The sequence below is a fragment of the Enterococcus sp. MSG3299 genome, from assembly GCF_050555765.1.
In the GTDB taxonomy this organism is placed as follows: Bacteria; Bacillota; Bacilli; order Lactobacillales; family Enterococcaceae; genus Enterococcus; species Enterococcus faecalis.
The window spans coordinates 1,586,987-1,599,136 of sequence record NZ_CP187869.1; the positions used below are offsets into that span (position 1 = coordinate 1,586,987).

Below are 12,150 nucleotides of genomic sequence, written 5' to 3' on the forward strand. Positions count from 1 at the left end.
AAGTAGACTACAATGAACCTAAATTTTACTTTTGGAGGTCCATAACATGTTTCCATCCTACCTAACGAATGAGCTAGAAATTTTATTTTATATAGTGAAGCGAGCTCATACGTCATTAAATGAAATTTCTTCCAATTTAAAAATTTCAAAAAGAACGGTCAAGGAAAATCTGATAAAAATAAATCAAGAATTCGAGGATACTTATCAAATCCAACATTTTATTGTCTCTAACAATAATGGCATTGTTTGTGTAAATCCAGCGTACCGAAAAAGCGCGGTCGAATACGCCTACACGTTAAAACTCAATCTTTTAAAAAACAATGTACAATTTAATTATTGCGTACAATTAGTCACACATTCTTCCATTGATAAAAACGAATTAATTAAAGTTTTATATATTTCTGAACATTATCTGGTAAAAATCACGAAACAACTGAATAACTTTTTTAAAATTTTTGATATAGTAATCGTTAGTATTAAGGGTATTTATCAATTAACTGGCAATGAATTATCGATTCGAGTGTTTTCTTTCATTTTCCTACAAGATTCCTTTCAAGAATTGGCTTGGCCGTTTTCTAAAATAAGTCTTGAAGAAATAAAAAAAAGGCTACCCGATGAACTTCTTGAACGATCCTATAAAAATGTCCGAATGAAGAAAAGAGCGTTTTATATTTTATATGCGATATTTAAAACTAGAACAAGTGCACAAAACTTCTTAAAGATGCCGCACTCTAAAAACCTGCATTCTTTTTTTATTCTGATCAATCAATACAGTCATGTGACTTTATTTTTTCTTGAACACTCCTTCGCTGACATTCAATGCGAAACAAGAAAAACTGAAATTTTATACTTTAATTTTTTATCTCGCATTTTTATCCCTTATATCTTTTCGGAAAAGCAAACGAAACAAATAGAAAAATTATTTATAGAATCTAATCATCCTTATTGTGTCTTATCAAAAAAATTATTTAAGCAAGTAGCCTACTTACTGACAAATCAGCATGATTATCAATACGTTTACTATCTTTCTATTTTTAATGCTTGGTACTTTTTAACGGAGGGCAATTATTATACTTTTTTAACACTTTATTTACCGCAGCCAGAAATTTGTACTCCGTCAGATGTGGCATACTTTAATCGAATAAAAGGAACGGTGGCAAAATTAGTTCACCAAGAAACGCATTTAGAGTTACTCAGTCAACTGCTTTACACATTGTCTGTGTCCGAAAAAAAAGTACAAGTGAGAATCTATTTACAAATTATCAAAGATTTTTATGCAAATTATTTTATTAAAACACGGTTATCCTCCTTATATAATACAAACGCAATCTCTATTACCGAAGACTTCACAAATGCGGATATCATCATCACAGATTCCTTCGAAAAAGCTACTTCTAATCAAGATATTTTCTACTTAGATTCCATTGAAAATGAAGAAAGTTGGCATGAGCTTACAGAATTTATTCAACAAAAATATATGGCTAAACTTAATGTTGGACTATAATTGTGAGTTTTCTTAAAAAGAGCAAATTTGAAAAAAAATTTAGAGGTGTATACTAGCAGAGGAATAATTTTTTAGCTTTTAATAAATTTTTAAAGAAGGAATGTTTTGTGAAATTATCTATCAAAAAATTTTTTGAGGTCTTCTTAGAATCGTCTTGGGCGTATAGTCGTCCTATACTAACTTTTGATACAAGACAGAACTGGTTTGCTCTTGTTTTTAGTATCATTATTGCAAATGCTGTTGGTGCTGTTCTAACAATAGTCTTTCCTTTCGCTTTTGTTTTAGTAAATGTTGGTAGCTTTTTGGGCACTGTAATTTGTGTCTTACCACGACATAGCTCTCCACAAAGAAGTGCCATAGATGGTATTTTAATGATTTTTCTTGGTGCCAGTCTGGGGATACTTTTACAGTCGTCAAGTATATTCATTATTTTATTATTCGTCCTTGGTTTGTATTTTTCAGGGATTGTAAGAAACTTTAGTATTGGTCTGTATATTCGATGTCTCTTTGGGACCATTTCTTTACTAGCTGGTGCGCAATTAAAAGGCAATTTGTCTATTGGTCAAACTTTTGAAGGTCTGGGTGCAATAATTTTAGGTATGTCCATCCTTTGTTTGTTCTATTGTCTTTATTCTAAGCCGCAAAATAATGAAGCACGAAAATTAGTAGCCGATTTATATGAACAATTATATTTATTAGCACAAGGAAAACCCGCACGCTATGTCCATTTCAGAATAAAAGTACGCGAATTTGTTGAAACAATGCCCTGGGTCAATCATCAAAAAACACCATGGATTTATCCCTTGGTTTCACAAGCAGATGCAATTGCAGGCTCGTTAGATTCAACCAATGCAGCTGAAAATCTTCCTGCTTTAAAAGCAATTCAACTCTTTTTAAAAGGAGAACAATTAACCCTGCCTCTTCAAGAATTTGCTTCAGCAAACACCGAAATAAAATCAGCAATCCTTTTGATACAAAACAAACAATCCTCTAAAAAAATCTCATTTAAATCTTTCTTACCCACAAAAGAAGGACTTGCAGAAGCCAAAGAGATCCTTCATTCTTACAAAGGCAGCTCTGCTAGATTCGCAATTCGTTTAGCTTTAACAGGTTTAGTTTGTCATTTTTGTTCGCTTATACTTAATTACATGTACCCTTTGCCTTTAGCTAATCACGAATTCTGGGTAGTTATTTCTGGTTGTTTGATGGTTATGCCAGGTTATCATGGTACACTCGGCAAAATCACTTCAAGAACTATTGGTTCTATTTTAGGTGGTTGTTTAGGCATCTTTTTGTCTCAATTAATTGCTAACTTAACAAACCTAAATCCTTTATGGCCAATGCTATTGTCTTGTTTGCTAGTTATATTGTATGAAACCGTCCGTAAATTAAGTCAAGCATTTCTAATGCTAAGTGTGACCACTTGGTTAACTTTCACATTAGGTGGTAGTTCTGCAGGCTATACAAGAGTTTTTGATGTAATTATTGGTGCGCTGATTGCTTTTGTCATGTTTTTTATTTTCCCAACATGGCATAGTCAAGTATTACGTAAAAATATCAATAGTTGGTCAAAAACGATCAGCTCTATTTTGCTAGCGTTAATCAATGAAGAGACCACGTTACCAAGTGATGCTTGGGTGCTAGCTTATCGAGTACAACGTAGAGTAAACTATTCTATTCAAGAAATTGTTCTTGAATCTCCTATTTATAGTAACGATGCCTCTGCTGAAAGCTTAATGCAACAAAAACAACTAAATGATCAACTGTTGGAAATGCAAACTGCTATGGAAGAGCTTCTTTTAGAACTTATGAAAACACAACACTACTTAAAAAAATTAACGCCAGTTAGGCCGGACACACTAAACACTGAGTTATTTAACTATTCACAGCAAATACTTTCACTCACGAATCCCAAAAATAATCGACTAATCAACCAGTCCAAACAATCCATTTATTTTCCTCAAATTGAACAATCACTAGTAATCTTAAAAAATTCTACAGCTAATTTCTTTTTAGCAAATATCAAATGATTAAATAGACAAAAAGCCTAGGAAAAATCCAAAGGGAATTTTTCCTAGGCTTAAAAGTTAATAAACTACTGGCAGAGTAATCAATGAAAACAACCGACCTAATCGAGCAGAAAACTTGGTTTTTGTAACGGAATACCCCTGTCCTGACTCCGTTACACCGACTCAATTTTATAAACTTATCTGTCTAACATTCACAAAAAACTTTTTTTTCAGTTTCTGTGAGGATATCATTCATTCGGCCAGATTTAAATCCTTCTAAGTCAAAAGTTACATAATTAAATCCTTGTTTTTTAAGATAATCTGCAATTTTTTCTCTGTTTTCTAATAACAGAGAAAGTTTGTCTTCTGGAATTTCAATCCGTGCTAAATCATGATGTGCTCTGACACGGACAATTGGAAAACCTATTTCCCGTAAATATTTTTCACTAGCAAATACTTGATCAATAGCTGAGCGTGTTAACTTAATGCCATAAGGAATTCTTGAAGCAATGCTACATGAGGCAACTTTACTCCAATTGGAAATACCTGCGTCTTTAGCAAGTTGACGTATTTCAATTTTATATAATTTAGCTTGTTGTAGCGGACTGATGACCCCTTCTTAATCTCTTGCTCTTAATCCAGGACGAAAGTCAGTATTATCATCCATAATCATCCCATCGGCCAGAACATCAAATCCCTCTTTCTGAATAGCCGAACGAATAGTTTTATATAATAATTTTTTACTGTAGAACCAGCTATTAGGGTTATTTGCAACAATTCTATCATCCGCTAATTCGCTCATTTCAAGGCCTAACACATTTGCTCCCAACCCATTAGCTAAATCGACCGCTTTATCAAACTCATCATCAGAAAATAATTCTGAATTTACAACAACCGCAAGTACATTTTCAGCACCTAAAGTATCCAAAGCTTTTTTTAGCAAGTAAGAGCTATCAATTCCACCTGAATATGCAACAGCCAACTTATCCATTTTTTGTAATTCGCGAACTAAACTTTGTTCTTTCGTTTTCATGACAGACATTTAAACCATCTCCTATTGATTTTCTTTTACATAATTAATTATAGACATCTCCACATTAGAAAAAATCACGATTCATAGTATCAATTATTGTCAATATTTGTACACTTAATACCGTTTTAAATGTTGTAACAAGTTAGCATTGGCTTCTATCTCTTCCTTTGAGTACCTTGTAACAGCCGAATCAAACAATAAAATGGAATCAGCTTCCTCGCAAATACTCAAATAGTCATGGGTGGAAAGGATAATTGTTTTACCAAGTTGATGCAGATTTTTTATTATCTTTTTAAATAATTTTTCCGATTCTTTTGTCAACCCAGTAAACGGCTCATCTAATAAATACACGTCTGGATTCATTACTAACAGACTAGCAAAAGCCACTTTTTTCTTTTCTCCTCCCGATAATTGATAAGGCACTTGATTGCTTAAATGGGTAATTTTTAATAAATTCAAACAATCATTAATTCTTTTTGCTGTTTCATGCTCGGATAGTTGGAGCTGTCTAGGGCCAAATGCCAATTCGTCATAAACCGTCGCATTAAATAATTGTGTGTCCGTCTCTTGAAATAATATACCCAAATGAGCATAATACTTCTTTTTATGAATAGGGTCTTTTTTCCAGGCAGTTAATGATTGTTCCATAAAATAAATCGTTCCCTCGGAAGGTTTTAAAAAACCTGCGAGCAAATTTAAAAAAGTGGATTTTCCACTGCCGTTATCTCCCATCAAAACCAGATATTCTCCTCTGGCTATTTCCAAATTACAAGGCGAAAAAACAGGCTTCGTTTGATAGCGATAAACCAAATGATTTACTCGATACATATTAGTTCCTCCCTAAATAAAGCAACCCCCCGAAAAATAAAAGATAGGCAATACTAACCAAAAAATCTTTCGTTTTTAATGGTTGCTTTACTCGATAATATTGACCAGTATATCCTCTTGCTTCCATCACCATGTCCAACTTTTCCCCATACGTAAAAGATTTTAAAGAAATTAGACTGATTAAATTACTACCCGTACTCAACTGGATATTTCCACCAACTGCTCTAGCTTCTACAGCGGCAAGCAGTTGGATTAAGAGATTTCCAAAGAAAAAGATATATTTAATCGTAATATCTAATTGTAAAAGTATTATATTCGGAAAATGAAAGATTTTTAATGCTGCTATAAATTGATTCATGTTGGTTGTTTCCATATATTGACTAATCGCTATGGCTAAAAAAAACAAATGAACAATAAATAATAAACTAAATTGACCTAAAAAAAAGATCGGTAAATAGATAATCAGCGGCATCAAAATGAGGATACTAGCTTTTTTGACAATGTTTCGTAGAATAGTTGGTTTTTCAACTAAAAGTAACATGCCTAGGTAGATGCCTAAGAGCCACAAAACAAGAACTTTTTGTGTAGTGCTGATTAAAACAATTAGTAAAAAAGTACTGATCAGTTGAATTGCTGGGTGTATATCACTGAGAATTGTCTTATTGCGTTTCCCACTCACCTGAAATTTATTTAATAAAAAAAGGATTCCTTTTCGATTTTTAAGCATAAAGGTTTCTTTTTTATTAGGGTCAAAGGACGCGGAAGATTCTTTCATCCATTCAGGCATCAACTTTGCCTTCTTCCATTAAATAAACGAAAAATGAGTAAAAAAACGATTATGGCTGTTACGCCACTTAAAATATATCCAAGTGCTAATGGCAGTCCTGGAATAAAGTAATCACTGAAAAGTGCATGAAATGAAAAACCATTCACCATACCTTTTGGTTGTACTGCAGGTAAATGATTCTGTTTTAAATTCTTGACTAATTCAGATAAATCCCATTCACCCCAAGCAGTGGCATGATCAATCAAACCTAATGGACATAAAATTACCATAACCAATAACAGTCTCTTTAATCGCAACAACGGAGTCCTTTTCTTCTTTTCTTCGATAAAAATTGCATCTTTTGACACACTTTTTACAAAATTATAGACACACACGGTGAAGAGACCTTCAACAATTCCTATTACTAAAAGATGAACACTCATCATTGCTGGTATAGTTATAGAAAGACCATATGGGTTATAAAGTGGCGTACCATTTGCTTCATGGAATAGTAAGGGTTGGATACCTAGTAATACAGAAGTAGAAAATGCCGCCACATTTACACCAAGATACCCAGCTAAGAAAAGACCCATTGTTTCAAATTTTTTTACACGCGTAACTAGCTTATAAACTCCATATCCCACGAATGGCATCACAAACGCCATAGAAAAGGCGTTTGCACCAAAAGCCAATATACCACCATCACCAAATAAACAAGCCTGTAATAGTAAAGCCACCGAAACAGACAGCGTCGCGGCCCAAGGTCCCATCAATAATGCGATGAGAACAGCCCCAACAGCGTGCGCAGTTGTTCCACCAGGTACTGGCAAATTAAACATCATTATTAAAAATGACAAGGAGGAGGAAATCCCTAACATGGTCCCTGTATCTTTTTTTAATTTAATTTGAACGTCAACTTTTTTTACCGCGCGGTACCAGACAGGTACCATAATCGCGCCCATCACTGCGCAAGTTTGTGGGCTTAAATAATTTTCTGGAATATGCATGTTCGTCAGACTCCTATCTTATCGATCAATATAATCAGCTAAATAACTTTGATCGTAAATCACAATTTTTTGTTTTTTGATATCGATGACTTTTTCCTCTTTTAAATCATGGATAATTCGGTTTACGCTATTTCTCGTTGAAATCCCGCAAAACCCCGCAATATCCTCATTAGTTACTTGAAAATCAATTAATATTCCTTCCTCTGTCTGTACACCAAACAAATCAATTAATTGGTAAATAAAAGTACAAACAGCCCCTTTCTTACCATTCATTGTCATATTCTGTAAGGAACTAATACTCTCCGATAATTTTGCTCGGTAGTAATCTCGTACATAATCTTGAAGAACAGCATCTTCTTTAACATATTCCCAAAATACAGTCCTTGGTATCCGATAAAAGCTAGCCTCTTCCGACTCAATGCGGATATTAAAAGGAGCAGATGTATAATTTGATACTTCATCACGTAACAATGAAATAATGTCAGGAGACACAATATACGACAGATTAAATTCTCGTCCATCCTTTAAAATAATACTCGTCTTAACGACCCCTTTCTTTAATACATAGGTGTACGCTTCCTCCAATCCATGATAAGCGAGATAAGTATGGCGTTTTTTTTGATAATCGGTGTCTTCTTTCTATCTAAGAAAGCTGTAAGATAATCTGACTCCATAATTGTCACTCCTTTGACTAAGTTTCTGTTTGATTCGTTAACTATTATAAACACTCTCACCAACCTTTTGTTAGCAAATGTTACCCACAATAAGGACTGTGTGATTCCTAAATTTCATTATACTTAGTCTCGTAAAATATTACTTAGGAGATGATTGCTATGGTAGAAATTAACCTACCTTATGACAAGAAAATGATTACTGCAAGAATTCCCGATAAAAATTTTATTGGGCTTCTCGAATCAAAAGCTGAACATTTTTCAAATCCATATACTGAGAAAGAAACAGTCGAAAAATCGCTGGACAATCCTATTGGAAGCCTTCCATTAGAAGAATTAGCTAAGGGTAAAAAAGACATTGTCCTTATTAGTTCCGATCACACACGTCCCGTTCCTTCACATATTATCACCCCAATTATTTTGCGTAGAATTCGTTCAGTGAACAAAACAGCTAGAATCCGGATTTTAGTTGCTACAGGCTTTCATCGCCCCTCTACACGAGAAGAACTGATTAGCAAATATGGTAAAGCGATTGTAGAGAATGAAGAAATCGTTATGCATATCTCTACTGATGATTCCTCAATGGTCAAAATCGGTCAACTACCTTCAGGGGGCGATTGTATCATTAATCGCATTGCAGCAGAAGCAGATTTACTGCTGGCCGAAGGGTTTATTGAATCACACTTTTTTGCAGGATTTTCTGGTGGACGTAAATCTGTTTTACCTGGAATTGCTTCTTATAAAACCATCATGGCTAACCATTCTGGAGAATTTATTGATTCCTCCAACTCACGGACAGGAAATTTAACGGATAATCCGATTCATAATGATATGGTCTACGCTGCCGCTAAAGCGAATCTAGCTTTTATTGTTAATGTCGTTTTAGATGGTGACAAAAAAATTATTGGTTCCTTCGCAGGTGATATGGTTGAAGCGCATAAAGTTGGTTGTAACTTTGTAAAAGAAATTGCCCGTGTCAAAAAAATACCTTGCGACATTGCGGTTTCAACGAATGGCGGATTTCCACTTGATCAAAACATTTATCAAGCAGTTAAAGGGATGACCGCTGCAGAAGCAACCAATAAAGACGGCGGTGTCATTATTATGGTCGCTGGGTGTCGTGATGGTCACGGTGGTGAAGGTTTTTATGAAAATATTGCCAATGTTAAAAATCCAAACGAATTTTTAGAAGCAGCCATCCATACACCACGATTAGAAACCGTGCCAGATCAATGGACTTCGCAAATTTTAGCGCGAATTTTAGTTCATCATCATATAATTTTTGTTTCAGATCTTGTTGATCCTGAGCTTATCACTTCGATGCATATGGAAATAGCAAAAACGTTTGATGAAGCGTTAGAGCGAGCATTTGAAAGAGAAGGTCTAAATGCAAAAGTGACTGTGATTCGAGATGGCTTGTCTGTCATTGTAGAATAATGATCCTTGAGAAATCAGGAATAAGGAGCGTTGTATTATGCAACCGAAAGAAATTTTAGGAGCTTTTAAAGAGGGAAAATTATCTTTAGAAGAAGCAACAAACAAATTAAATGGCTTTTGCGAATTAGACTTTGCAAAAATTGATACGCAGCGTAAAGAAAGAACTGGTTATCCAGAAGTCGTTTATGGGGAAGGGAAAACAATTGAGCAACTCATCAAAATTATCAATAGCTTAAGAAAAGAAAACAATACAATTTTAGTTACTCGCGTTTCACAACAAAAAGCCCAGCCTTTAGAGTCGAACTTTCCTCATGGAACCTACTATGAACTTGCACGTTGTTTCGTTATCAACCAAATGGAGACTACAACAAAAAACTATATTGCGATAGTTACTGCTGGAACGTCAGACATGTCCGTTGCTGAAGAAGCAGCAATCACTGCAGAAACTTTCGGGAATCAAATAAAACGTATCTATGATGTAGGCGTTTCTGGCATTCATCGTTTGTTCGCTCACCTAGATGAGATTCAACAGGCTTCGGTGGTTATTGTGATTGCAGGTATGGAAGGCGCACTAGTGTCCGTGCTAGGCGGACTAGTTAGCGTGCCAGTGATTGCCGTCCCTACTAGCATAGGCTACGGCAGCAATTTCCAAGGACTGACTGCTCTTTTAGGAATGCTAAATAGTTGTTCCTCTGGCGTTAGTGTAGTCAACATAGATAACGGGTTTGGTGCCGCTTATAATGCAAGTATGATTAATCAAATAAAGGAGTCTTCACTATGAAAAGCTTATTTTTAGAACCATTTTCTGGTCTTAGTGGTGATATGTTAAATGGATTGTTGCTTGACTTAGGCGGGGATTTAAACAAACTGTTAATCGAATTAAAAAAACTTCCCATCGATGGGTTCACCATTCAAGCCCAACGAATTGCTAAAAGTTGTATTTACGGAACAGATTTCGATGTTCTCCTACAACATGGAAAAAAGGATTACGGTATAAAACACAGTCTCTCTCCTCACCACGAAAATGAACATCATGAAACGAAAGAACATGCACATCATCATAGCCATTCTAGAAATTTAAAAGATATTTATACATTAATTGAAAAAAGCGACTTGTCCAATTTTGTAAAAAAACATAGTAAAAATGTTTTCTATGACATTGCAAAAGCTGAAGCTGCTGTTCATCAACAAACAATTGACACTATTCATTTTCATGAAGTCGGAGCAATTGATTCAATTGTTGACATCGTTGGCTTTTTTATCCTATGGGAACAGTTAGAGATTGAACAAGTCTATTCAACGCCAATTACAGATGGAAGTGGTACTATCACAATTGCCCATGGAGTCATGCCAATACCAGTTCCCGCGGTGATGGAATTACGTAAAGAAACAAATTTAATCATTCAACAAGACTTTGAGATAAAAACTGAACTTGTCACACCGACTGGCTTAGCTATTTTTAAAGAACTTAGTCCTCTATTTGTCGCACCAGAACAACGATTAATTGAAAAAATAGGTTACGGATTTGGCAAACGAGAAACCGGCAAATTCAATGCCCTCAGAGGATCAATCTTTACTGAAACACATAGTAAAAAAAAGAGGACAGAACACCATGACCAAGTCTTAAAAATTGAAACAAATATAGACAATCAAACACCTGAACAGTTAGGTTACGTAATGGATCTATTATTGGAGCATGGTGCTCTAGATGTTTTTTTCACGCCCATTCATATGAAAAAAAACCGAAGTGCCATTCTATTAACGGTTTTAACAACAACAGAGGAAAAAGAATATTTTACAGAACTACTCTTTAAACATACTTCTACAATTGGTATGCGTTTTCAAACAATGGAACGTAGTGTGATGGACCGTTCTTTCAAAATCTTGGAAACACCTTTTGGTAAGGTCCATATTAAAAAAAATCATTATCATGGCCTATTGAACGAGTCTATTGAATACCAAGATTGTGAACGAATTGCTAAACAATATAATTTTACAATTGAGGAAGTCTATCGCCTCGTCCAAACATTAAATAATAAAACTATTGATTAAAGGAGCTTTATCTTATGTTTCATCATATCTTATCAGAATTTATGGGAACTGCATTAATGATCGTATTTGGGGTAGGTGTTCACTGCGACGATGTCCTAAAACGAACAAAATACGCTGGTTCTGGTCACATGTTTGCAATCACTACTTGGGCTTTTGGAATCTCTGTTGTTCTGTTCGTCTTTGGCGGAGTCTGTATTAATCCAGCAATGGCCCTCGCTCAAGCTATTTTAGGAATGATTCCATGGTCTTACTTCATTCCCTATGTCATCGCTGAAATGTTAGGCGGCATTTGTGGCGCCGTCATTGTTTATATTATGTATGCTGATCATTTCAAGCTATCCGCCGATAGTGTCGATCCGATCGCCATTCGTAATATTTTTTCTACAAATCCGAACCAACGAAATTTACCAAGAAACTATTTTGTTGAAACTTTTGCAACATTCATTTTTTTAACATCTATTTTAGCGATTGCACATTCCTACGAAACACAACTACCCATTGCTGTTGGCTTGCTTGTTTGGGCAATCGGCATGGGGCTAGGTGGTACTACAGGATTCGCAATGAATCAAGCACGTGATTTAGGTCCTCGTATCGCCTATCAACTTTTACCAATCAAAAATAAAACCAATAATGATTGGCAATATGGGTTGATTGTTCCCGGAACTGCACCGTTTTTAGGAGCCATTTTTGCGACACTTTTCGTAAAATTTTTCCTAAAATTCTAATAAACCAACTAAATTTCTAAAACAAAAAAATATATAAAATAGAAGCTAGTCTCTAAATTTCTTCTATTTTATATATTTTTATTTTTATCACAAGATTTTTTCTGTGTCTTAGAGAGTA

Annotated in this window: 9 protein-coding genes and 2 pseudogenes; 6 read left to right on the forward strand and 5 right to left on the reverse strand. The window is 34.8% G+C overall.

What is annotated here, in order from left to right; all coding sequences use genetic code 11:
• Window positions 1–46 precede the first annotated feature (46 nt).
• Together IGL23_RS07790 and IGL23_RS07795 are read left to right on the forward strand one after the other, a co-directional pair.
• A complete protein-coding gene (locus tag IGL23_RS07790; protein WP_033594314.1) occupies window positions 47–1,504 on the forward strand; it encodes a helix-turn-helix domain-containing protein in 1,458 nt (485 codons plus the stop codon).
• Window positions 1,505–1,611: 107 nt separating this feature from the next.
• A complete protein-coding gene (locus IGL23_RS07795) occupies window positions 1,612–3,534 on the forward strand; it encodes an FUSC family protein (protein ID WP_033594315.1) in 1,923 nt (640 codons plus the stop codon).
• 184 nt (window positions 3,535–3,718) lie between these two features.
• On the opposite strand, the pseudogene larE reads toward IGL23_RS07795, so the two are convergent.
• The 5 genes and pseudogenes from larE to IGL23_RS07820 form a co-directional block, all read right to left on the reverse strand.
• Window positions 3,719–4,555 (reverse strand): annotated as a pseudogene (gene larE, locus IGL23_RS07800) (ATP-dependent sacrificial sulfur transferase LarE).
• Between the two features lie 105 nt (window positions 4,556–4,660).
• Window positions 4,661–5,374: an ABC transporter ATP-binding protein gene (locus IGL23_RS07805; protein ID WP_033593205.1), complete on the reverse strand. Its 714-nt coding sequence runs from the start codon at window positions 5,372–5,374 to the stop codon at window positions 4,661–4,663.
• A gap of 1 nt (window position 5,375) precedes the next feature.
• Window positions 5,376–6,161: an energy-coupling factor transporter transmembrane component T family protein gene (locus IGL23_RS07810; RefSeq protein ID WP_033594316.1), complete on the reverse strand. Its 786-nt coding sequence runs from the start codon at window positions 6,159–6,161 to the stop codon at window positions 5,376–5,378.
• Window positions 6,161–7,147: a cobalt transporter CbiM gene (cbiM, locus tag IGL23_RS07815; RefSeq protein ID WP_002361997.1), complete on the reverse strand. Its 987-nt coding sequence runs from the start codon at window positions 7,145–7,147 to the stop codon at window positions 6,161–6,163. Before cbiM ends, IGL23_RS07810 begins: the two co-directional genes overlap by 1 nt.
• Window positions 7,148–7,165: 18 nt before the next feature.
• Window positions 7,166–7,821 (reverse strand): annotated as a pseudogene (locus IGL23_RS07820) (Crp/Fnr family transcriptional regulator).
• A gap of 159 nt (window positions 7,822–7,980) precedes the next feature.
• Here IGL23_RS07820 and larA point away from each other — a divergent pair.
• From larA to larD, 4 genes are read left to right on the forward strand one after another with little or no spacing between them, the layout of a single operon-like run.
• Window positions 7,981–9,255 (forward strand): nickel-dependent lactate racemase, encoded by a 1,275-nt coding sequence (larA, locus tag IGL23_RS07825; protein WP_002361999.1) that lies wholly within the window; start codon window positions 7,981–7,983, stop codon window positions 9,253–9,255.
• A 37-nt stretch (window positions 9,256–9,292) separates the two neighbouring features.
• Window positions 9,293–10,036, forward strand: a complete 744-nt coding sequence (larB, locus tag IGL23_RS07830) for a nickel pincer cofactor biosynthesis protein LarB (RefSeq protein WP_002379543.1) — start codon at window positions 9,293–9,295, stop codon at window positions 10,034–10,036.
• On the forward strand, window positions 10,033–11,307 hold the full coding sequence (gene larC, locus IGL23_RS07835; RefSeq protein ID WP_002379544.1) for a nickel pincer cofactor biosynthesis protein LarC: 1,275 nt from the start codon (window positions 10,033–10,035) through the stop codon (window positions 11,305–11,307). The genes larB and larC overlap by 4 nt, the downstream gene beginning before the upstream one ends.
• A 14-nt stretch (window positions 11,308–11,321) precedes the next feature.
• A complete protein-coding gene (larD, locus tag IGL23_RS07840; protein WP_002357197.1) occupies window positions 11,322–12,032 on the forward strand; it encodes a D/L-lactic acid transporter LarD in 711 nt (236 codons plus the stop codon).
• The last annotated feature ends 118 nt before the right edge of the window (window positions 12,033–12,150 follow it).